The following is a 22564-nucleotide window of genomic DNA, read 5'->3' as shown; positions in this document are numbered from 1 at the left end:
GGTTCAGCGCCGCTTCAGCACCAGCACGAGGTTCCACGACGCTATTTCGCGGAGGCCGGGAATGCGCACGATCCACATCGCCCACCTCGGGTGGTAACGCGGGTACCCGGCCTCCAGTTCCGCCAGCGGCGTCGTTTTCGCCCAGCGGAGGGCCGCGCCGACGGAAACCGGGAACAGGCTTTCCCCGAATTTGTTCTTCGGCTGCTTCCCGAGTTTCCGCGCATAACGCCGCCGGGCGTAGTGGCCGCCGAGGAAATGCCACGGCGCCGTCTCGTGGCCGCCCCACGGCGAATACCACGGCGTGAACGACGCGAAGACGGTGCCGCCGGGCTTGGTCACCCGGCACATCTCGCCGAGCATCACCCACGGCTCGGCGACGTGCTCCAGCACGTTCGACGAGTAGCAGACGTCCACGGAACCGCTGCGCACCGGCAGTTCCGTGCCACTGGCCCGGATCATGTTCTCGCCGGGCTCGCCGCGCGCGGACAGCTCCCCGACGTCGGGGTCGAGGCCGAGGTAGACCGCGCCGGCCGCGCGGAAGGCGTCGGAGAAGTAGCCGGGGCCGCCGCCGACGTCGAGCACCGTGCGCCCGGACAGCGGAGTGTGCGCCGCCAATTGCCGGACGGAGTCGGCGGCCAGTGCGGAATAGAACCCGTCCGGGTCGCTCTGTTCGGTGAGGAACGTGCGGAACAGCGTCACGGAACGGCCTAGCGTGGCCCGGTGCGGCCGCTCGAGAACCGGATTGCCTACCATTGAACCGTCGCTTTCCCGAATACGTTCATCTAGGGTGTACGCACCAGTAACCTAGCATCGTCGCTACAGTTTGGATAACCCGATGGAACGTCCTCGTGTGCTCCTCGTCAACTGGCGCGACACCGGCCACCCCGAGGGCGGCGGCTCGGAGCGGTACGTCGAGCGCATGGCCGAAGGACTGGCCAGAGCGGGCTACCGGGTCGAGATCCAGTGCGCCGCGTACCCGGGCGCGACGCCCGGCGAGTGGCGCGAGGGCGTCCGCTACCGGCGTCGCGGCAACAAGTTCGGCGTCTACGCACACGCGCTGCGCGCGATCCGCCGGGCCCGCGCCGACCTCGTGGTGGACGTGCAGAACGGCATGCCGTTCTTCGCCCGGCTGGTCGCCGGCTGCCCGGTGCTGGTGCTCGTGCACCACGTCCACAAGGAACAGTGGATCAGCGCGCTCGGCGAGACGCTGGGCCGGGTCGGCTGGTGGATCGAGTCGCGGCTGGCGCCGTGGCTGTTCCGCCGGTGCTCCTACGTCACGGTTTCCGAGGTCACCAAGGCGGAACTGGCGGAGCTGGGCATCGGCGGCGAGCGCGTCACGGTGGTCCCGAACGGCCTCGACGCGCCCCCGCCGTGCACGTCCGGGCGGGACAGCGAGCCCACGCTGGTCGCGGTGAGCCGGCTGGTGCCGCACAAGCGGATCGAGCACGCCATCGACGTCGTGGCGCGGCTCGCGCGGCGCTGGCCGTCGCTGCGGCTGGAGGTCGTCGGCCAGGGGCCGTGGGAGGAGGTGCTGCGCGGCCACGCCGCCGCGCGCGGGGTGGCGGACCGCGTCGTGCTGCACGGCTGGGTGGACGAGCAGGCCAAGCACGAGATCCTCGCCCGGTCGTGGCTGCACCTGTGCCCGTCGGTCAAGGAGGGCTGGGGCATCGTCATCATGGAGGCCGCGGCCCACGGCGTGCCCTCGATCGCCTACCGCGCGGCCGGCGGCGTCACCGAGTCCATTGTGGAGGGGCGGACCGGCCTGCTCGCGGACGATTTCGACGACTTCACCGGCCGGGTCGACGCCCTGCTCGCCGACGGCCTGCGGCGCGCGGAGATGGGCCTGGCGGGTGCCGAGCGCGCCGGCCGGTTCAGCTGGGACGCGAGCGTGGGGCAGTTCGAGTCACTGGTGCGGGACGTCGCCGGGCTGCCCGCGCCACGACCGCGCCGGCTGACCCGGGCACCTCACCGCCCGGCGAACCCGCACGAATCGATGCATCCGGCGGCTGCGGCTGGGTGACGCCACCGGGCCCACTCAGAACGCCCGTGCCGCCTGGTTCCGCACCGCGTCCCGGAACTCGCCCAGCAACCCGGCGGCGGCGCGCGCGTCGAAGTCCCTGCGGCGGGCGCGCACGGTGACCGTCGTCGTGCCGCCGGTGGTCGCCGCGCCGAACGCCACGCCCGAGCGGCCGCTCGCCGCCGGGTAGAACGCCAGTGACCGCACGGTGTCCCCGGTGGACACCAGGCCGAGGTTCGACACCAGGAACGTCGACCCCAGGCGGCTCGCGAGCAGGCGCGTGCCCCAGCGGGCGAGCCGGCTGCTGCGGGCGGGGAAGTCCGGTTCCGGCGGCTGCGCGGCGAGCAGCGCGGCGACGTCGGCCGCCGGGCGCAGCCGCAGCCGGAAGAACGCGCTGTCGTGCACCGGTTCCGGCGCGGCGCCGGACCGGCGCGACGCGCCCAGCGCGGCCACCACGCGGGCGGTGCGGGCGCCGTGCGCGCGGTTCCAGCGTTCCGTGGCGTGGGCCGCGGCCGTCACGAACCCCGCGGCGCCCAGCCGCAGCCCGGGTTCGTGAGAAGCCACGAAGACGTCTCCGGCGGCTACGCGCTCGCGGTCGGGGGTGATCCGGCCCGGCGGCGCGAAAAGCGCCTCAGCGAGCCGCTGGACGGCCGACAGGGCAAAGGGTGTGCCGCCCGTGCGTTCGCCGATCCCGGTCGCGGCCGAGGAAACCGGGACGTCGAGGAGGATGCCGAGCAGGGCCAGCAGGCCGAGGCCGTCGAGGGCGCCGTGGTGCGCCGCGACCAGGAGCGTCCGATCGCCGACGGCGACGCGCACGAGCGGCTCGGCGCGTTCGTAGGGCGCCGACGCGAAGCGGTCCCGGACGGCCGCCAGGTCCGTGCTCCGCTCGATTTCCGGCAGGGCACCGAGGTGGGGGTACTGCTGGACGGCGGCCGCCAAGCGGGCCCGGAGCTTCTCCGGTTCCGGTGCGGCCACGCCGAGTTCCGCTTCGAGGAGGATGCTCCACGAAACGGTGGGGTCGCCGTAGAGCCCGACGACGCGGTGGGCGTGGTCGGAGGCGAGCCGGGTCACGCTGTCAGTGGTCCCCGTAGAGCTTCAGGGGGTGGTCGGCCGGGTTGTACTTCACCTGCGCGTTGAGCTTTTCCTGCACCGGGGCGGACGTGTCCGGGTCCGCGCCCTTGATGAGGGCGAACCCCGCCCCGGTCGCCACCCCGCCGCCGATGATGACGGCGACGACCGCGCCGATGACCGTGCCCACGTGTCACTCCTTCCGCGGCGGGGAAATCCTGCCGCGGCCCAATGTACGCATGGGTAACATGCGGCACAACAGTGCGACGCACAGCAACGTGAGCGCTACTCCGTTCGCCAGCAACACCGGCGTCCACGAGACCGCTTTCACCGGCGGCACACCCGGTGTCCGGTACAGCGTCAGCCACTCACCCGACCACACGGGCGTCGCGTCGGCGAGCAACCGCGGGTCGATGTCACCGGGTGTGCCGTGTTCGACGAGGATCCAGCCGATGCCGGCGGCGGTGAGCTCCCGCGCGGACGTCGCGGCGCGGACGTCCCCGATCCGCGGGTCCTCCCCGGCGATGCGTTCGGTCCCGACCAGCAGGGTGTCGTCCATCAGCACCGGTTTCGGCAACACGCGCGGCGCCGGGTCGAGCTGGGTGCGGTCGGCGTTCCAGGCGAACCCGCGGAACGCCGAGAGCGGCAGCGCCAGCACGTCGCCGGGCCGGTCACCGAGCTTTTCGGACACTGTCTGCCAGTCGCCGGGGTACTGCGCGGTGCCGAGCCGTCCCCAGCCACCCCACGCCAGGTCCGGCATGGTGAGCAGCGGGAAGAGGGCCACCGCCGTCATCAGCGCGGCGCGGCCCTGGGCGGTTTTCAGGTGCGCGGCGGCGGTTTCGACGGCCAGTGCGAGACCCATGGCCAGCGGCAGGGCCCACCACGCCACCCATTTCTGGGCGTCCCGCAGCAATCCGGCGCCGGGCAGGTGCTCCGTCGCGGCGGTCAGCAGCGCGTCGCCACCGGGGAGCGTCGCCAGCGACGCCAGCAGCACGCCCAGGACACCGAGGGCGGTCAGGGAACGGACCGGCGCCCGGCCCCACCGCTTCGCCAGCGGCCACAGCCCGGCGACCGCGACGGCGGCGACGACGAGCGTCAGCACCGGGACCAGCGGCATGGCCCGGCTGCCGGGCACGGTTTCGGCGTTCCAGATGCCGCCCAGGCCGAGCACGCTGAACAGCGCCGGCCCCCAGCTTTCCGCGCGGGCGCTGAACGCCGTGACGCCGGCCGGGTCGGAGAACGTGCCACCGGCGTTGAGGAATGTGGGCACCAGCCACGGCAGGTTGAGCACGACGGCGATGGGGACGCTCTGCCAGAGCCGGCGGGACCCGGCGGCCACGACCAGCACGGCGGCGGCGAGCACCCCGCCCGGCGGCGTCAGCACCGCCGCGGCACTCGTGATGATCAGGCGCAGCAGGGCATGCGGTTCGTGCCGGCGCGCGGCGAGCCCGGCGGCGGCGATCCAGGGCAGGCACGCGTACGTCAGCAGCAGCGGCCAGTGCCCGATGAAGAGCCGTTCGGCCACGTACGGCGTCCAGGCGTAGGCGGTGGCGGCGACGAGCCGGGTCCCGGTGTGCTCGGTGGGCACGAGCCGTCCGGCACCGAGTGCGGCACCGAAGACGGCCAGCAGCAGGACGATCTTCTGGACGACGTCACCCGGCAGCACGGTGGTGGCGAGCGCGACGGCGGCGTCGGCGGGCACCGACCGCGGCAGCGTGCTCCCGGCCCCGAAGGCGTCCGGCACGAAATACTGCCGCGGCGCGAAGACCATGTCGTAGCTCAGGACGAACCCGCGGCCGAGCAGGGGCGCGCAGACGGCGAAGGCCAGCGCGGCGGACAGCACGGGCAGGGCCAGCCGCTTGCCCGGTGCGTCCACGGCCCTTCCTTTCCGTTGCCCGCGCGGTTAGGGTCCCAGTTCATTACCCGCCGGTAATGGGAGCCCGCCGTTGAGCGTAGCCACCGAAGCCCCGGCCCGGACCGGCAACCGGGTCGCGGCGATCCTCGTCTCGCTCGCCCTCGCGGGCAACAACGCGGCGAGCTACGTGCTGAGCCTGGCGGCGGCGCGCATCCTCGCGCCGGGCGCGTTCGGCGAGCTGAGCTCGCTGCTGGCGGTGCTGGTGGTCGGCGTCGTGCCGGCGATGGGCCTGCAGACGGTGGTGGCCCTGCGGGTGGCGCGTTCGCCGTCGCTGGCCCAGGGTTCGGTGTTCGCGCTCGGCCTGGTGACGAGCGCGATCGTCGCGACGGCGGCGTTGACGCTGAGCCCGTTGCTGGTGCTGCTGCTGCACCTGGGTTCGCTGACCCCGGCCCTGCTGGTGACGGCCGCGCTCGGGCCGTTGACGCTGCTGGGGGTGTTCCACGGGCTGCTGCAGGGCAGCCACCGGTTCGCGGTGCTGGCCGGCCTGATCGCCTTGGAGGGCGTCGGCAAGGTCGGCGGGTCACTGGTGGGCCTGGTGGTTTCGGGGTCGCCGACCGGAGCGTTGGCGGGGACGGCGATCGGCTCGCTGGCGGTGGTCGCGGCGGGCTGGCAGATCTGCGGCCGCCCGCGTCCCCGCTGGGCCGACCGCCACGGCGGCGAGGTCCTCCACACGGCCCAGGCGATGCTGGCGCTGGTGCTGCTGGTGAACCTGGACCTGGTGCTGGCGCGCCACACGCTGCCGTCCTCGGAGGCGGGCGAGTACGCGCTGGGCGCGATCGTCACGAAGATCGCGTACTGGCTGCCGCAGGCGGTGGGGGTCCTGGTCCTGCCGCGGTTCGCGGTTTCCGACCGCCGCCGCCGGGTGCTGCCGATCGCGCTCCTGGTGTGCGCGGGCCTGGACGCGGTGGTGCTGCTGGTTTCGCTGGTCGTGGGGCCCTCGCTGCTGGCTTTGATCGGCGGGGCGCGGTACGTGGGGAGCACGATGCCGGTGTGGCCGTTCGCGCTGGCGGGCTCGATGCTGGCGTTGGTCCAGATCCTGCTGTACGCCCGCCTGGCGGACGGCGACCGCCGCGTGACGGTGTTGATGTGGGCAGCGGTCGTTGTGGAGGCAACGCTGATCACGACGTGGCTGCACGGCTCGGCGACGGAGGTGGTCACCGCGGCGGCGTGCACCGCCGGCGCCCTGGCCGCGGCCGGCGCGGTTCTGGAGCTCCGGCCCCGCAAACCGGCCTGAGCAGCCCCCGTTTTCCACGCTACCGGCAGGCACCGACAGTTTCGCGAGCCGCAAACGACGCCGGCCGACTGGCTGGGTACGCGAGCCGACCTGCTGGGTACGGGCTACGGGGTGGGCTCCGTGGGGTTTTCCTTGCGGGTGAACCAGTCCACGCACGTTGCCGCCATTGCCGCTGCGGCCAGCAGCAGCGCTGCCTGGGTCACCGGGCCGTACGCCCACTCCTGGCCATGGCCGAGGATGCGGCCCAGCACCGATACCGCGGCCGCCACGACCATGCCGCCGAACGCGAGGTACCTCGGTGCCCGTTCCGAGAACTGGCGGGCCAGCAGGCACGCGATCAGCAGCACCACCGGCAGCATCCCGCCCAGCGCCACCAGCAGCCCGATCAGCACCACCGGTACCGCCGCGCCGCCCGGGGACACCGTGAACCGCCGTCTGCGGGCCGGCCAGGCCACGCCCACCAGCAGCGCCAGGACCGCCGCCGCGCCGACCAGCAGGCTCAGGCGGTAGTGCGCGTCCGGGGTGAACGACAGGGAGACCACGCCGCCCGGGCCGGCCGGGACGATCCACGCCTGCTGCCAGCCGTCCACGCGGGTGCGTGTCAGCTGCTTGCCGTCCAAGGTCGCCACCCAGCCCGCGTTCGCGTTCTCCGGGACCGCCAGCACCGCTTCCTCGCCCGGGGCCACCGTCACCGACCGCGACGTCGCGGCCCACTCGCCCACCTTGACCGCGCGGTGCACCGGTGGCGTCGTCGCCGCGTGCACCGGACGCAGCCAGAGGTCCTGGACCACGAACGACTCCGACCGGTCCGTCCGCAGCTCGTGGCCGCCCGCCGGCAGTGCGATGCCGCCCTCGGAGTCACGGCACATCCGCAGCTCCAGCGGCCGGTGCGCGGTGATGTCCGACAGCTTGCCCTGCACCGACGTCCGGTAGTCGAGCCCGTCGAGGTGGACGTTCGGACCCGACCCGCACGGCACCGTGAACGCCGGGTCCGGGCCCGGCAGCAGGTCGGGGCTGCCGGACAGCGTGAGGCTGCCGATACCGACCACCGCGCGGGCCGTGGGATCGTCGTCGTCACCCGGCAGCACGATCTGCAGCTGGTCGGTTTCGAGGGGCTCGAACGACGCCGACCCGCTCGCGTCGAGCTGCACCTGACGCGTCTCCGACCGGCCCACGAGCTGCACCTGGCGCGGCGCCCGCGCGCCGCTGGCCGGCGAGACCCCGATGTGCAGCCCGGAAATCTGCTTCGGCGACGTCCACCCGAGGGTCAGTGCGGGCCGCAGGTCGGTGACGTCGGGGCGCCACGTCGTGCCCGCGTCGCCGTCCACCGCCGCGAACCCGCCGGCCGCCGGGTCGCCGCCGAGCTGGGACGTCGACGACACCGTGACGCCGGGCAACGCCACCGGGTTCTTGCCGCCGCCCGCCGGCAGCACCGAGCCGCCGACCACGTACGTCTCTTCGGCCGGGGTGCTGAACAACCGCCGGATGCCGTCGGGTTCCTCGCCGTCGCGGGCGGCCGCGGCGTCGCACCGCACCGCGTCGCCGACCGGCAGGCACGCGTACCGCGGCTGCGGGCCGCGCGTGAACGCGAACCCGGGCGCCGGCCCGACCGGCAGGTCGGCCGGTACCTCCAGCGCCCGCTGCGGCTCGGTGCCCGGGATCTTCAGCTCCGCGATGCCGACGTTCCCGTCCTGCCGGCCCACCACCAGCGACAGCAGCGTGATCCGCACCTTGCGGGTGAGGCCGGCGGCCACCGGGTACTCGTGCGCCCCGGCGCCGCGGATCACCTGCTGGTCGACCGAGCCGTTGTCGGTCGTGATCCGGATCCGGGTGGCCGGCCAGCCCACCCGGATGTCGTCCACCAGCTGCAGGTCCACCGAGTTCACCAGCCGCGGGGTGTCCAGCTCCACCTCGAGCCACTGGCCGATCGGCCCGGTGAACGTCGAGGACTGCCACGCCGTGCGCGGATCGCCGTCGATCGCCGCGAACGGCTGGTGCGACGGATCCGACCCGCCGAAGGCGTCGGCGAAGGAGGCCGCGGTCGACGCCGTCACCGAGCGGATGCCCCGGTAGGCGGCCACGGTCTGGTGCTCCTGCCCCGGGAACGGCAGCAGGTCGCCGGCCGCGCGCTGCTGGCGGTAGGCCTCGCCGGCGGTCAGGGTCTGGCTGAGGTTGTCGCGGACGCCGCCGACGTTCCGCTCGGCGCGGCGCAGGCCGTCGGTCACCAGGCGCGGCCCGCCGGGTGACCCGCCGTCCCCGGTCAGCACGGCCGGTGTCGACGGGTCGAGCTGGCCCGAGCCGATCAGCGGCAGCAGGTTTTCCGGGCCGCCGCTCACCGTCGGGACGTCCGTTGTGGACGTCGCCGTGGCGAGCGGCACCGGCTTGTCCACTTCGTACACTTCGAGCGGTCCGAACGCGGCCGCTTTGGTGATCCCCGGCGAACCGGCCAGCCCGGCCCGGAGCGTGGCGATCGGCGGGGCCGCGGTCCGGTCGCGCTCGATGTCGTTGCGCAGCAGCAGGAACCGGTAGCCGGAGCGCGCGAGCAGGGCGGCGAGCCCGCGATCACCGCGGCCGTCGGCGAGGGCGGCGTCCACCGAGTCCATCAGCCGCGTGTTTCCTTCGGACCCCAGCGGCACCTGGTTGCGGACCGCCCACGGGCTCCGCGCGATCGCCTGCGCGGGCTCGTCCACCGTGCGGCCCCAGTCGTACTCGCCGAACCCGGTGGCCGGCAGCAGCAGGGTCCGCGCGTTCGGATCGGCCTTGGCGACGTACGCAAGAGCGTCGTACCAGTAGCCCGGCACCTCGTCCCAGCCCGGGCCGGACCGCAGGTTCAGCAGCCACGCCGGCGCGGCCATCATCAGCACGAGCAGCAGGCCGACCGCGGGGCGCAGGAACCGGCGCGCCGACTTCACCCCGGCCGGGCCGGAGATCCCGTGCACGAACGCCAGCATCAGCGGCAGCCGCAGCACCGGCTCGAACTTGTGCACGTTGCGCAGCGGGGCGAGCGGCCCGTCGAGCAGGTGCCGGACCTGCTCGGCGAGCGGGCTGTCGAGCGTGCCGACGTACCCGATGGTCAGCAGGGTCAGGCCGGTGAGCACGCCCAGCACGAGGAACCGGCGTTCCGGCAGGCCGCGCCGGGTGAGCCCGAGCAGGCCGACGCCGGCCACGAGCCCGGTGGCGAGCATCAGCACCGGGTTGTCGATCAGCGACCAGCCGCCGGGCCACCACGGCGTGCCCTGCACGACGTAGGCGACCCACTGGTTCGTCCCGCGCAGCACCTCGAACAGCGACATCGGCGCGGTCGTGTTCGTCGCGGATTCGATGTAGTCCAGGAACGGCAGGCTGTACTCGCCGAGCAGCAGCAGCGGCAGGATCCACCACAGCGTCGCGCCGATGACGAAGACGAACCACCACAGGACGAGCTCGACGTGCGCGCGCGTCCAGCGGCGCGTCAGCAGCCACAGTCCGGGCAGGACGAGCGCCATCACGACCATCGCGCCGTTGACGCCGCCCATGCACAGCACGGCCAGCGCGGACAGCCCGGCGGCCCGCCGCGGCGAACCGATCGCCCCGGCCCGCACCAGCGGCACCAGCACCCACGGCAGCAGCACCGCGGGCAGCATTTCCGCGGACAGACCGCCGATTTCGGTCAGCATGCGCGGGGCGAGCGCGTACCCGAGCGCGCCGATCAGCCGGGTGCGCTCGGTGCCGATCTTCATCGCCCGCGCGAGCAGCAGGGCACCGCCGAACGCGGCCGACAGCAGGATCGCGCCCCACAGCCGCTGCGCGATCCACGCGGGCACGCCGGCGGCCTGGCACAGCGCGAAGAACGGACCCATCGGGAACAGGTAGCCGTACGCCTGGTTCTGCAGCTCCCCCGCGGTGGCCTGGGGGTTCCACAGGTGCAGCGCGCGGCCGAGGAAGGCGAGCGGGTCGACGGCGAGGTCGAGCTTGGTGTCGAACGTCGTCTTCCCCGGCATCTGCAGGAACGACAACGTGGTCAGCGCCAGCACGATCCAGGTGCTCGGCCGCCGGAAGAACGCGCCCACCGAGAACTTCCGGGCGCCGCCCGAAGGTGGGGCGTCGTCTCGGGACCGTTCGCGGGTGGCGGTTACCATCCGGTAGATACTAGGCCGAAACCTGGCTACCATGTGCCGACGATTCCCCGGACTCTGGCAGGTGCGCCATCTCTTTCGACGATGCCTGGGCTTTGGCCGAGCCGGTCAAGGGCTGGATGACGCGCGCGCAGGGCGAAGCGCTTTGGAACGCCGCGTGCCGCCTGGAGAAGGGTGACGTCGTCCTCGAAATCGGCAGTCACCAGGGCAGATCCACGATCGTGCTCGGCGCGGCGGCCCGCACGGCCGGGGCCACGGTGATCGCGGTCGACCCGTTCGTCGACGGCAGGCTCTTCGGCGGATCGCCGACGCGGCAGCTGTTCGAGCGCAACATCCACCGGGCCGGGCTGGACGACGTCGTCGAGCTCGTCGCCGGTTACAGCACGGAACTGCGCCCTGACTGGGACCGGCCCATACAGCTGCTTTACATCGACGGCAAGCACGACTACTGGACCTACACCGACGACCTGCGCTGGTCGGCGCACCTGCCCCCGGGCGCGGAAATCCTGGTGCACGACTGCTTCTCCTCGATCGGCGTCACGCTCGGCACGATCGCGAAGGTCCTCTTCGGACGCCGGTACACCTTTGTGGACCGGGCGACGTCGCTGGCGCGCTTCCGGCTGGCCCCGCCGTCGGCCCGCGACCGGCTGCGCGTGCTGGCGCAGCTGCCGTGGTTCCTGCGCAACGTGGGCATCAAGGTGCTGCTGCGCCTGCGGTTGCGGCCGGTCGCGCGGCTGCTCGGCCACGACAGCCCGTACGACCCCTACTGAGTCACCGGCCGGCCGATCTCGAGCTTCGCGACGCACACCGGCGCGCCCGGGCTCGACAGCTGGATGCCGATGTGGTCGAACAGGCCGTCCACCGGCAGGTACACCGTGTGCAGGCCGGCCTGGAACCACACCGGCGTCCGCTCGACCAGCCCTTCGCCCCCGTCCGACGTGTAGTAGTCGAGCTTGAGCAGGTACCGGCCGAGCACCGGGGTGTCGAGCGGGATGCGCACCAGCGTTTCGCCGATCGCGGTGCCGCAGTTCGGGACCGGGCCGGGCAGGCCGCGGGAAACCGGGTCCACGCCGGTGATCCGGTGCGGCGTGCCGGTCGCGTCGAGCAGGTGCATCCGGCTGGTCGGCTGGTCGAAGTGCGTGCCGGGCAGCAGGCCGACCACCCGGGACGCCCGCGAGTCCGCGCCGAACCACTCGTGCACCACGTCGGACGGCACGAAGGTGTCGAAGAAGACCAGATCGGGATCTTCCGCGACGGCCGCGCGCACATTTCCGACGTACTGCCCGGAATGCGCGAACCGCATGGCCGAGGAAAGGCGTGAAAATCCCACCGCGGAACTGGCAAGCAGCAACATACACAGGATTACCGCAATCGGCCGTTCACGCTTTCCGCCGGACGGCGCACCGGGCGGGAGAAAGGCGAACGCTCCGCAAAGGGCGGCCACCAGCGCCAGCTCGGCGAGGTACCGGGGGTCGTCGCCGGCCGACGGGCCGACTTCGCGCAGCCGGGTCAGCGCCAGCAGGGCGACGTCCACCGCGAACACCGCCCCGAGCAGCGCCCAGGCACCCCACGCGCGCCGCCCGCCGGCGCGCGCCCCGGCGAGCACCACGGCCAGCGCGGCCGCCAGCAGCACGGCGACGACCGCGAACGGCGAGGGTGCCCAGGTGGCGCCCGGGCCGGGCCCGGACCACGGCCCGCCGGCCAGGCCGGGCAGCAGGGTGTCGCCGAGCATCCGGCCGGTCAGGTCGGCGACCGTGCCCGCCGACATCGGCTGCTCGCCCTGCCCGACCTGGCTCGACGTCACCACGAAGAACACGGCGACGAACGCGGCCAGCAGCCCGGCGTGGGCCGCCCAGTACCGGGCGTGCGCCCGGAACGGCCGGCCGAGCAGGACCGTCACCCCGGCCAGCAGCACCGGGATCACCGCGGCCTTCTCGTAGAACGCCAGGCCGAAGAGGGTCCAGGCGAAGACGCCGAGCCACCAGCGCCCGCCGTCGGCGAGGTACCGGACGTGCGCGTGCAGCGCACCGGCCGCGGCCAGCACCACCGGCACGATCTGCACCCCGTAGGACCACCACAGCGTCGGGACCAGCAGCAACGTCGAGGCCGTGAACACGGTGAACGGCACGAGGATCGCCCAGCGGCGGCCGAAGCAGCGCACCAGCAGGCACCAGAACAGCACAGTGGCGACCGCCCGCATGAGCAGCAGCGGCAGCATCAGGACGCCGAAGTTCAGCGGCGCCCACCACGTCAGCACGGCGGCGAGGAAGAACCCGCCGGGCTGCAGGTGGCCGTGGTAGTCCTGGAACAGGTAGCCGAGGTCGAACGGCCCGGCCGCGGCCGCCTGGTGGGTCACGACGAAGTCGTCCTGCGCGAGGCTTCCGTGCAGCGCTGCCCACGTGTACAGCGCGAAGGGCACCACTCCGGCGACGAACGCGGCGAGAACCAGCGCCGGCGGTCTTCGGACCACCCGTGGCGCGGGCTTTTCGGTCTGCACCAACACGGGGACCCTCACTTCTTGCAGGCGGGCGGCTGGCACATGAGCTTGCTCAGGGCCTGGTAGAAGACGTCGGAGATCTTGCGCGGATCGGGCGTGGTGAAGGACTCGCCGCCGGTCGCGGCCGACACCTGCCGCAGCTCGCTGGCGTCGATGTCCGGACCGATGCCGATCCCGATCACCGGCAGCGGTTTGCGCGGGTCCTGCAGCCGGCCCAGCTCGGAAAGCAGGCCGGGCAGGCCGATCGAGTCGCCGTCCTCGTTGCGGCCGTCGGTGAGCACGACGACGACGTTGATCCGGCCGAGCTGCCAGCTCTGCCGGGCGTTCTGGTACGCGGCCAGTATCGAGTCGTACAGCCCGGTCGCGCCGCCGGGCTTCGGCTTGACCGCCTGCAGCGTCGCCACCCCGCCCGCGGCCAGCTGCTGGGCGATCGACCGCATCGGCAGCAGTTCCTTGTAGTCCTTGTCGCCGTCCAGCTTGGTGGAGAACAGCCAGAGGCCGATCTCGGTCGTCGGCTTGAACAGCCCGAGTCCCTGCGTCGCGGCTTCGAGCGTGAGCGCCATCCGGCTGCGGCCGGTACCGGGCACGGTGGCGGCCATCGAGCCGGAGACGTCGAGCAGCACCTGGACGCGGGCGCTGAGGTTCGCCCCGGCCCACGCCTGCAGCACGCCGTACATCGCTTCGGGCGCGGGCGGCCCGGCCGGGCGCGGTGCGGCGTTCGTGCGGGTGTCGCGCGGCCGGTCGCCGAGCAGCTGCCCGGACGGCGTCCGGAACCCGCCGTCGGCGAACGCCTTGGTCGAGGTCTGGTCGAGCAGCAGCCGCAGGAACCGCTCGGCCGCCGACCGCGACGCCTCCGACGCCCGCGGCAGCACGACGTACGGGTAGTCGAAGCTCGGCACGCCGACGGCGGGGTACGCGGCGACGAGCTTCTTGGCCAGCACCGACTGCTCCGACGCCGGCCACGCGGTGAACGGCTCCTTCACCGCCGAGAGCCGGCGGATCTCCTCGGTGAACGCCGCGGCCGGGTCGGGCGCGTCCTTGGTCAGCTGCTGCAGGCCGATCAGCGCGGCGATCGCGGCCGGGTCCCGGCCCGGATCGGGCAGCCCGACCGGGCTGCCGGCGAGGACGTCCGACCAGGACGGCGACTTCGCCGGCCAGCCCGCCTGCTTGGCGACGTCGTCGGTCAGCGCCAGCACCACCGGCGAGCTCGCCACCGGCTGGCCGGATTCGGGCAGGTTCCACGCGCCGCCGTCGCGCGCCTGCAGCAGCCAGCTGCTCGACTCCGGCACCCACACGTCCGGGCCGGTCGCGCCGTTGGCCTCCAGCGCCGTCGCGGTGGCCGTCGACGGGCTCGCCGTCACCTCGACGGCGTAGCAGTCCCGCTCCGGGACGGTCCGGGCGAGCGCCGTCAGCACCGGCGCGATGTCCGGCGCGGCCGTGACGCGCACCGGCGTCGTCGTGTCGCAGCCGCCGCCGGCCAGCCGGTCCTTCAGGTAGTCGACGCCGGCCCAGGCGAGCAGGGCGACCACCAGCAGCGCGCTCAGGACGACGACCCGCGCGTCGATCCGCCGCGCCCGCGCCGGGTGTGCCGCCATGCACGTCCCTTCTCCTCGTGAGGTGCTGGCAGCTTGCCAGCCGGGTGAGCGCGAAGCCAGTACCGGAAGCAGAACGTCACCAACGGCTCGTGAACCCGTGGTGAAGGAATTGCGTCGTGCCGCCATTTTGGTGATGCCGGGAAACTGCGTAACGTTTCTCGCTTGACCACCGTCCCACGTGGGTATCAGCACGATGGCGAAATCGCGGAGATGATTTCGCCGTCCCCGAAACGGCGATACGGCACCGAACGGAGACGCCCCCGTGCGCACGATGTACGACGCGGTCACGGCCGCGAACATCCCCGGCGACGCCCGGATGGTCGCGGGATACATCGACCGGATCAAACTGGCGCCCTGGTCGGACCGCGACTGGGCGCGCTTCCCGAACGCGGTCAAGGTCACCATCGTCAAGCGGGCCGCGACGAACGACGGGCACGTCCTCGACGTCGAACCCGGCGACGCCGACCCCGGCGAGGCACCGGGCTGGGTCCGGATGCGCCGCGCGTCGGGCGCGGACCCGACGATCTACTGCAGCCTCTCGACCTGGACGTCGGTGCGGTCCGCGTTCTCCTCCGCCGGTGTCGCCGAACCGCACTACTGGATCGCCCACTACAACGGCGATCCCGCCATCCCGGCCGGCGCGGTCGCCAAGCAGTACCTGGGGAACGTCGCCCCGGGCTACGACGTTTCGTCCGTCGCCGACTACTGGCCCGGAGTGGACGGACCCGCATCGGCCTCGACTGGAGTGGAGATCATGGAACGCATCACCGTCACCCCGCCGAACGCCGAAGAGAACACGGTACGGGTGTTCCTGTCCGGCAGCCCCGGCGCGGCGGTCGTCATCCGGCCGCGGCTCGGCGGCGACGGCTTCTCGAAGCCCATGTGGGTGGGCAACATCTACGCCTGGGGCAACGACCACCAGGGTGTCGGCCACAACCCGGCCCAGTCGAGCGGGTACAACGCCCGGCTCACTTCGCACCGCCGGTACGACCTGCCGGGCGCGGTGTGGGCCGACATCAACTACAGCGCGTCCGATCCGTTCGAGGTCGACATCGTCGGGTAGCGCTCACGCGGGCGGCAGCGCGCGGCACAGCGCGTCGAGGGCCGCCGGGTAGGCGTGCTCGGACGGCGTCGCGTAGCCGACGACCAGTCCGTCCATTGTGGACATCCGGCTGTCCGGGTGCCGGAAGGCGGCCAGGCCGTCCAGGGCGAGTCCCTGCCACGCCGCCGCCTTCAGCGCGGCCTTCTCCGTGCCCGGCGGGAGGCGGAGCACCGCGTGCAGGCCGGCGGCGATGCCGGTGGGCGTCACGTGCGGGGCCCGTTCGGCGAGCGCCGCCACGAGCTGGTCGCGCCGGCGGCGGTAGCGCTGGCGCATCCGGCGGATGTGCCGGTCGTACGCGCCGGCGGCGAGGAACTCCGCCAGCGTCAGCTGGTCGAGCACGCCCGCCCACGCCTCGCGCTCGCCCTTGGCCGCCAGCACCGCGTCGACGAGGTGCCCAGGCAGCACCAGCCAGCCGAGCCGCAGCGCCGGGGACAGGCTCTTGCTGACCGAACCGACGTAGACGACGTGGTCGGGGTCGAGGCCCTGGACCGCGCCGACCGGCTTGCGGTCGTAGCGGAACTCGCCGTCGTAGTCGTCTTCGAGCAGCACGCCGCCGCTCGCCCGGACGTGGCCGAGCACCGCCGTGCGACGGTCGTGGTGCAGCGGGCCGCCGGTCGGGAACTGGTGCGCGGGCGTCAGCAGCACGGTCGGGACGGCCAGGTCGTCGACCCGGGCACCGTGCTCGTCCAGGTCCAGGGGAACCGTGCCCACCCCGGCCGTGGCGAAGATCGAGCGGTGGAACGCGAGGCCGTAGGACTCGACGGCGACCGGCCCCGGCAGCACCGCCGGGAACAGCAGCCGCAGGGCGTGCGCGAACCCCGAACACACGACGATCCGCTCCGGCGACGTGCGCACGCCGCGGGCGCGCGCGAGGTACTGGGCGAGCGCCTCCCGCAGTTCGCGGCGCCCGCGCGGATCGCCGGGTCCGAAGGCGTCGTGCGGGGCCACGGTCAGCGCACGGCGCGCGGCGGCGAGCCATTCGGTGCGCGGGAACGACGTCGCGTCCGGCTGCCCCTGCCGCAGGTTGTACAGCGGTTTCGGCGCGTCGGGGGTCCGCTTCGGCGTCCGGACCGGCTTGAGGGGCTCGGCGCGCTCGGCGACCCGCGTGCCGGAGCCCTGGACGGCGGTGAGCCAGCCCTCGGCGACCAGCTCGGCGTAGGCGTCGGCGACGGTGTTGCGGGCCAGCCCGAGATCGGCGGCGAGCGACCGGTAGGGCGGCAGCCGCGTGCCGGGCGCGAGCCGGCCGTCGCGGACGGCGTCCCGCAGCGCGGTGATGAGCGCGGCCCGCCTGCCGCCGGTGCCCGGCAGCTCCAGGTGCAGGTCGGCGCCCAGCCGCTCCCCCGAATTGACCCACGTTTTTGCCACGGAAATGCACCCTACACGCGGGTCAACCGGGACATAGATTTCTGCTCATGACGAACCGAGTGAACTTCGCCAAGACCGCCCCGAAGGCCTTCAAGGCCCTGATCGGCTTCGACGCCGCCGCCCGCGCCGGGCTCGACCCCGCGCTGGTCGAGCTGGTCCAGATCCGCGCGTCGCAGCTCAACCGCTGCGCCTACTGCCTGCACATGCACACTTCGGACGCCCGCAAGGCCGGCGAGAGCGAAGAGCGGCTGCACATGGTCGCCGTCTGGCACGAGGCCGGGCACTTCTTCACCGAGAAGGAGCAGGCCGCGCTGGCCCTGACCGAAGCCGTCACGCTCATCCAGGGCGGCGTCCCCGACGACGTCTACGCCCGCGCCGCCGGCCAGTTCGGCGACGAAGAGCTGGCCCAGCTGCTCGCGCTGATCTTCACCATCAACACGTGGAACCGGATCGCCATCACAACGGCGAAGGTGCCGGGCACGGATGAGCGGGTGGCCCAGTGAGCCGCCGCCCGGGCGCGGTGCTGGCGCTGCTGGCGTTCGCGCAGCTGATCATTTCCCTCGACTACAACATCGTGTACGTGGCGCTGCCGGACATCGGCCGCGAACTCGGGTTCGGCGCCCAGAGCCTGCAGTGGGTGGTGAGCGCCTACGCCGTGGCATTCGGCGGGGCGCTCCTGCTGGGCGGCCGGGCGTGCGACCTGTTCGGCCCGCGCCGGGTCTTCGCACTCGGCTGCGCGCTCTACGCGGCTTCGTCGCTGGCAGGCGGGCTGGCCGGGGGCCCCGGCCTGCTCGTCGCGGCCCGGGCCGGCCAGGGCCTGGGCGGGGCGCTGCTCTTCCCGGCGACGCTGACGCTGGTCAGCACGTCCTTCGCGGCCGGCCGCGAGCGCAACCGCGCGTTCGCGGTGTGGGGCACCACGGGCGGCAGCGGGATGATCCTGGGGTCCCTGCTGGGCGGGGTGCTGACGCAGGCGTTCGGCTGGGCGGCGGTGTTCTTCGTGAACGTCCCGCTGGCCGCGGCCGCCGCGGTGCTCGCGTTCCCCCTGCTGGCCGCGGACCCGGCGCGGGAGCCCGGCCGCCGGTTCGACCTGGTCGGCGCGCTGACCGCGACCCTCGGCACGACGCTGGTGGTGTTCGCGCTGGTCGAAGGCCCGGAGGTGGGCTGGACGTCCGTGTGGGCTCCGGCCGTGGCCGGCTTCGCGTCGCTGGGTGCGTTCGCCGCGATCGAACGCCGCGGCCGCGACCCGCTGCTGCCGCCCCGGCTGCTGCGGGACCGCAACCTCGGCACGGGCGTGGTGGTGACGTTCCTGTACATGGGCACGTTCGGCACGCTGCTGTACTTCCTGACCGGCTACTTCCAGGGCGTCCACGGCTACGGCGCCCTGGCGACGGGCCTGGCGTTCGGCGTCCCGATGCTGGCGATCGCAGCGGGCTCCCAGGCCGCCGGCCGGCTGGCGACGCGGTACGGAACCCGCCCGACGCTGGTGGGTTCGCTGGTCGTCGGCGGCGCCGGAGCGGCCTTGCTGGGGCTGGCGATGACTGCGGAGGCGTCTTACCTGGCGCTGGTCCCGGCGCTGGTGGTGCTCGGGCTGGGCCAGGGAGCGGGCTACACACTGATGTTCGGCGCGGCGGCGGCCGGGATCCCGGCCGCGGACCAGGGGGTGGCGTCCGGAGTGGCCTCGACGGCCCAGCAGGTGGGCGGCTCGGTGGGGCTGGCGGTGTTCGTGGCGGTGGCGAACGCGGGCACGCACGGGCTGTCGGGCGAAGCGTTGCGATCGGCCACAGTGGACGGTCTGCGGACGGCCGTTCTGCTGGCGGCGGCCGGGATTGCGCTGACGGCGGTGGCGGCGCTGCGGTTCGGCGGTGGTGCGCGGGCTGCTGTGGTGGCGGGCTGAGCAGCCCCCGATTTCCACGCTAGCGGAGGGCACCGACAGAATCGGCGCCCTGCTCGCCCGGCCCGGGCAGTTGTCCCCAATGACGGCCCGGGCAGTTGTCCCCCGGTGGGCGGCCCCGGCAGTTATCCCAGTGGCGGCCCGGGCAGTTGTCCCCCAGTGGGCGCCCGGGCAGTTGGCCCCCGGTGGGCGGCTCGCGGAAGGACCACCATCCCCCGGCGATGGTGGTCCTTCCGCGTTTTGCCGATCAGTCCGCGAGGGCGAGCAGGTCCTCCTCCACGACCGGCTCCTCGGCCGGGCGCTTGCGGGCCGCCAAGCCGCTGATCGCGACCAGCAGGCCCAGCACCGCGATGCCGGTGACCACGCTCAGCGCCGGTGTCAGGCCGGTCAGCAGCGCGGCCGGTGAGGCTTCACGGCCGCCGTTGGCGGTCAGGACCGCCGTCACCACCGCCAGCCCGATCGCGCCGCCCACCTGCAGGGAGGTGTTCAGGAGACCGCCCGCCAGGCCCTGCTCGTCGTCCGCGATGCCCGCCGTTGCCTGGATGTTCAGGGACGAGAACGCCAGCGTGAAGCCGATGCCGAGCAGGATCATGCTCGGGAGCACGCTGCCCGCGTAGCCCGAGTGCTCGTCGATGCGGAGAAACAGCGCGTAGCCGATGACGTGGGCGACCACGCCCGCGAAGATCGTGCGAGGCGTGCCCAGCCGGTCGATCAGCGGCTCGATGCGCGGGGAACCGAAGGCCACGATCAGCGCCGCCGGCAGGAAGCCCAGCGCCGTCTGCAGGGCCGACCAGCCCAGCACCCGCTGCAGGTACAGCATCACCACGAACTGGAAGCCGATGTACGCGCCGAAGAACAGCGCGCCGCCGAGGTTGGCGCGGGCCAGCGGGCCCGACCGGAGGATGCCCAGGCGCAGCAACGGGTGACGGCTGCGCTTCTCGATGACCACGAACGTCACCAGCAGCGCCAGCGCGACGGCGAACGTGATCAGCGTGCGCGGGGCCGCCCAGCCGACCTCCGGCGCCTCCACCACGCCGAACACCAGCAGCAGCGAACCGGCCGCGCCGGTGATGGCGCCCGGGAAGTCGTAACCGCCGCCCTGCTCGGCGCGGTAGGCCGGGATCAGCTTCCACGCCGCGACCAGCGCCACCAGGGCGATCGGGGCGGGCAGCAGGAACGTCCAGCGCCAGCCGACCTCGGTCAGCAGGCCGGAGAACACCAGGCCGGCGGAGTAGCCGCTGGCGCCGAACACGGCGAAGATGCTGATCGCCTTGTTGCGGGCCGGGCCCTCGTGGAACGTCGTGGTGATGATGGACAGCGCGGCCGGCGCCGTGAACGCAGCGGCCAGGCCCTTGATGAACCGGCTGGCGATGAGCAGCGCGCCGTCGTCGACGAGGCCGCCGAGCAGCGAGGCCAGCGCGAAGATCGCGACGGCGACGAGGAACACGCGGCGGCGGCCGAGCAGGTCGGCGGTGCGGCCGCCGAGCAGCAGCAGCCCGCCGTAGCCGAGCACGTAACCGCTGACGACCCATTGCAGCGCGTTGGTGGACAGGCCGAGGTCGGCCTGGATGGCCGGGAGCGCGACCCCGACCATCGACACGTCGAGCGCGTCGAGGCCGATGACGATCGAGACGGTGAGCAGGACACCCCAGAGACGTGCGTCCCACCGGGTCGAGGTGGTGGACAAGGACACGGAAGAACTCATGGCGGCGACATTACATGCACGCGCATCTAATGTCCACGCATTTAATGCGTTTGCATCTGATGTCCGCGCATGCTAAGTTGGTCGCCGTGAGCGACGTCGCCGAGGAAGAACTGGTCCAGGAGTGGCACGAGCTGCTGGCCCGCTACTCGGCCGTGTTCAGCACGCTCGAGTGCCGCCTGCAGGAGCGCCACGGCATCGGCGCGAACGAGTTCGAAGCCCTAGAGCGCCTCGCGACCTGCGACTTCAAGTGCCGCTCGGCCGACCTCACCGGCGCGATCCACCTCAGCCAGAGCGCCACGTCCCGCCTGGTCGCCCGCCTGGAGAAGGAGGGCCTGGTCGAGCGCGCGCTCTGCGAGCTGGACCGGCGCGGCATCTTCGTCACCATCACCGACGCCGGCCGCGAGAAGTACCTCGCGGCCAAGCAGACCCACCGCGAAGTGCTCCAGGAAACCCTCCGCTAGCCGACCGAGCCTCGCGAGGCCGGAACGCGGGCATCACGGCGTTCAGCCTTGCTGCGGGGGCCAGCCCGGGTCAGCACCCGCTTCGCCGCGGTCGCGGCCGGCTTACCGGGCTGCGGAGACCCCTGCTGCCGATACCCAGTACAGCTAGCCGACCGGGCCTTCGATCGCCTTGACCTGGATCTGCTGCTGACCACCCGCGGCACTGGTCACCGTCAGGGTGAGCTGGTCGCCCGGGTGGTGGGTGTCCATCACGTTCGTCAACGTCGTCGCGGAGCTGACCGGCTTGCCGTCGATGGCCGTGATCACGTCGCCGGCCGCGAGGCCCGCCTTCTGCGCCGGGCCGCGCGGGACGACCTCGCGGACCCGGGCGCCGCCCTGGCCGTCCGATACCGAGACGCCCATGAACGCCGTCTTGCCGATGTGGATCTTGTCCGACGCGGTGCCCGCGACGATCTTGTGCGCGATGTCGACGGCCTGGTTGATCGGGATGGCGAAGCCCTGCCCGGCGCCGCCGCTGCGGCGCCCGTTCAGCTGGTAGCCGGTGGACGCGGCGGTGTCGACGCCGACGACCTGCGCGTCCGCGTTGACCAGCGGGCCGCCGGAGTCGCCGGACTCGATGTTCGCCCGGACCTGGATCAGCCCGGTGAGCTGCTCGGACGACCCGCTGGACTCGTCGGAGGCGGTGATCGACTGGTCGAGGGCCGCCACCGTGCCGGGCGCCGGCACCGGGTCGCCGCCGCGGCCGCCCGCGTTGCCGAGACCGAGGATCTGGTCGCCGACCGCGACCTTGGACGAGTCGCCGATGGCCGCGGTGGGCAGCCCGGAGGCGCGCCGCAGCTGGATGACGGCGACGTCTTCGGTGCGGTCGTAGCCGAGCACGTCCGCCTGGTAGGTGTCACCGGTGCCGATGCTCGTCACCTTGATGCTGGTCGCGCCGGCGACGACGTGGTTGTTGGTGAGCACCTCGCCGTCGGCGGTGAGCACGATGCCGGTGCCGGCCGCGGCCGCGCCCTGCAGCCCCAGCTCGGTGTCGATGTTCACGATGGCCGGATTGACCTTCGCCGACACGGCGGCGACGTCGAGCACCGTCTTGGCCTCGCTGGGCTGCCCCGAGAAGCCGAAGTTCTGGTTGCCGCCGGCGGCCTGGCCGTCGACCCCGGAGATCACGCGCCCGATGCCGAGCCCGGCGACGACGGCCAGCGCGATCGCGACGACCGCGACTGACAGCGCCCGGAACGGGTGCCGCCGGCGCGGCGGGGGCTGGTAGGCGGGCGGCGGGTAGGCGTAGGTCGGCTGGGTGTACGCCGGGTACGGGCGGCCCCACTGGTCCTGGGGCGGCGGGTAGTGGCCCTGGCCGTAGTGGCCCTGCTGCTGGTAACCCGGGTTGTCCTGCGGATACCCGTTCTGGCCGTAGTAGTCCGGCGAGTACCCGCCCTGGCCGTAGCCGTACGGGTCCTCGCCGCCGCCCGGGCGTCCTCGGTCGTACTCGCTCATGCACAGCTCCAGCTCTCGACAAGCCTCCGGCCCCTCCAGGAAACGCCTCGATCCTGAGAATTTCCTGGTGCGGTTCCAAGGAGTTGCTGTGGATTACCCGCCGGA

General features: G+C 73.0%; 17 protein-coding genes. 7 read left to right on the top strand and 10 right to left on the bottom strand.

The window, feature by feature from the left end:
- Nucleotides 1–3 precede the first annotated feature (3 nt).
- Nucleotides 4–699 carry a class I SAM-dependent methyltransferase gene (locus tag AB0M93_RS42635; protein ID WP_364285447.1) on the bottom strand — a complete coding sequence of 232 codons (696 nt, stop codon included), beginning with the start codon at nucleotides 697–699 and terminating at the stop codon, nucleotides 4–6.
- A 151-nt stretch (nucleotides 700–850) separates the two neighbouring features.
- Here AB0M93_RS42635 and AB0M93_RS42630 point away from each other — a divergent pair, with 151 nt between their 5' ends.
- Complete coding sequence (locus AB0M93_RS42630) at nucleotides 851–2020, top strand: glycosyltransferase family 4 protein (RefSeq protein WP_364285541.1); 1170 nt, start codon at nucleotides 851–853, stop codon at nucleotides 2018–2020.
- 15 nt (nucleotides 2021–2035) lie between these two features.
- Here the strand turns inward: AB0M93_RS42630 and AB0M93_RS42625 are convergent, their stop codons facing one another.
- From AB0M93_RS42625 to AB0M93_RS42615, 3 genes are read right to left on the bottom strand one after another with little or no spacing between them, the layout of a single operon-like run.
- Nucleotides 2036–3088, bottom strand: coding sequence for a hypothetical protein (locus AB0M93_RS42625; protein WP_364285445.1), 1053 nt, complete (start codon nucleotides 3086–3088; stop codon nucleotides 2036–2038).
- Nucleotides 3089–3092: 4 nt separating this feature from the next.
- On the bottom strand, nucleotides 3093–3275 hold the full coding sequence (locus AB0M93_RS42620) for a hypothetical protein (protein WP_364285443.1): 183 nt from the start codon (nucleotides 3273–3275) through the stop codon (nucleotides 3093–3095).
- Between the two features lie 3 nt (nucleotides 3276–3278).
- A complete protein-coding gene (locus tag AB0M93_RS42615; RefSeq protein ID WP_364285441.1) occupies nucleotides 3279–4961 on the bottom strand; it encodes a hypothetical protein in 1683 nt (560 codons plus the stop codon).
- A 70-nt stretch (nucleotides 4962–5031) separates the two neighbouring features.
- On the opposite strand from AB0M93_RS42615, the gene AB0M93_RS42610 reads away from it, so the two are divergent.
- Nucleotides 5032–6234, top strand: a complete 1203-nt coding sequence (locus tag AB0M93_RS42610; RefSeq protein ID WP_364285439.1) for a polysaccharide biosynthesis protein — start codon at nucleotides 5032–5034, stop codon at nucleotides 6232–6234.
- A 104-nt stretch (nucleotides 6235–6338) separates the two neighbouring features.
- Here AB0M93_RS42610 and AB0M93_RS42605 read toward each other — a convergent pair whose 3' ends face one another.
- Entirely contained in the window at nucleotides 6339–10352 is a 4014-nt protein-coding gene (locus AB0M93_RS42605) for an alpha-(1->3)-arabinofuranosyltransferase (protein ID WP_364285437.1), read from the bottom strand.
- Between the two features lie 92 nt (nucleotides 10353–10444).
- On the opposite strand from AB0M93_RS42605, the gene AB0M93_RS42600 reads away from it, so the two are divergent.
- The gene (locus AB0M93_RS42600; protein WP_364285435.1) at nucleotides 10445–11119 is read left to right on the top strand and encodes a class I SAM-dependent methyltransferase; all 675 of its coding nucleotides are present in this window, start codon (nucleotides 10445–10447) and stop codon (nucleotides 11117–11119) included.
- Here the strand turns inward: AB0M93_RS42600 and AB0M93_RS42595 are convergent.
- Both AB0M93_RS42595 and AB0M93_RS42590 read right to left on the bottom strand, forming a co-directional pair.
- A complete protein-coding gene (locus AB0M93_RS42595; protein ID WP_364285433.1) occupies nucleotides 11113–12849 on the bottom strand; it encodes a hypothetical protein in 1737 nt (578 codons plus the stop codon). The two genes, AB0M93_RS42600 and AB0M93_RS42595, sit on opposite strands and share 7 nt — an antisense overlap.
- Nucleotides 12850–12860: 11 nt before the next feature.
- Complete coding sequence (locus AB0M93_RS42590) at nucleotides 12861–14441, bottom strand: substrate-binding and VWA domain-containing protein (RefSeq protein WP_364285431.1); 1581 nt, start codon at nucleotides 14439–14441, stop codon at nucleotides 12861–12863.
- A 262-nt stretch (nucleotides 14442–14703) separates the two neighbouring features.
- Between AB0M93_RS42590 and AB0M93_RS42585 the strand changes: the two genes are divergently transcribed.
- Complete coding sequence (locus AB0M93_RS42585; RefSeq protein WP_364285429.1) at nucleotides 14704–15504, top strand: hypothetical protein; 801 nt, start codon at nucleotides 14704–14706, stop codon at nucleotides 15502–15504.
- A gap of 3 nt (nucleotides 15505–15507) precedes the next feature.
- Here the strand turns inward: AB0M93_RS42585 and AB0M93_RS42580 are convergent, their stop codons facing one another.
- Nucleotides 15508–16908, bottom strand: a complete 1401-nt coding sequence (locus tag AB0M93_RS42580; protein ID WP_364285427.1) for a PLP-dependent aminotransferase family protein — start codon at nucleotides 16906–16908, stop codon at nucleotides 15508–15510.
- Nucleotides 16909–16955: 47 nt separating this feature from the next.
- Here AB0M93_RS42580 and AB0M93_RS42575 point away from each other — a divergent pair, with 47 nt between their 5' ends.
- Nucleotides 16956–17411 carry a carboxymuconolactone decarboxylase family protein gene (locus tag AB0M93_RS42575; RefSeq protein ID WP_364285425.1) on the top strand — a complete coding sequence of 152 codons (456 nt, stop codon included), beginning with the start codon at nucleotides 16956–16958 and terminating at the stop codon, nucleotides 17409–17411.
- Nucleotides 17408–18802, top strand: a complete 1395-nt coding sequence (locus AB0M93_RS42570; RefSeq protein ID WP_364285423.1) for an MFS transporter — start codon at nucleotides 17408–17410, stop codon at nucleotides 18800–18802. The genes AB0M93_RS42575 and AB0M93_RS42570 overlap by 4 nt, the downstream gene beginning before the upstream one ends.
- Before the next feature lie 244 nt (nucleotides 18803–19046).
- On the opposite strand, the gene AB0M93_RS42565 is transcribed toward AB0M93_RS42570, so the two are convergent.
- Entirely contained in the window at nucleotides 19047–20504 is a 1458-nt protein-coding gene (locus tag AB0M93_RS42565) for an MFS transporter (protein WP_364285421.1), read from the bottom strand.
- A gap of 86 nt (nucleotides 20505–20590) precedes the next feature.
- Between AB0M93_RS42565 and AB0M93_RS42560 the strand changes: the two genes are divergently transcribed.
- Nucleotides 20591–20965 carry a MarR family transcriptional regulator gene (locus AB0M93_RS42560; RefSeq protein ID WP_364285419.1) on the top strand — a complete coding sequence of 125 codons (375 nt, stop codon included), beginning with the start codon at nucleotides 20591–20593 and terminating at the stop codon, nucleotides 20963–20965.
- A 144-nt stretch (nucleotides 20966–21109) separates the two neighbouring features.
- On the opposite strand, the gene AB0M93_RS42555 is transcribed toward AB0M93_RS42560, so the two are convergent.
- Entirely contained in the window at nucleotides 21110–22459 is a 1350-nt protein-coding gene (locus AB0M93_RS42555) for a trypsin-like peptidase domain-containing protein (protein WP_364285417.1), read from the bottom strand.
- Nucleotides 22460–22564: the final 105 nt, after the last annotated feature.

It is taken from the genome of Amycolatopsis sp. NPDC051102 (assembly GCF_040682815.1).
GTDB lineage: Bacteria > Actinomycetota > Actinomycetes > Mycobacteriales > Pseudonocardiaceae > Amycolatopsis.
This window is presented reverse-complemented; position numbering and strand designations above follow the sequence as displayed.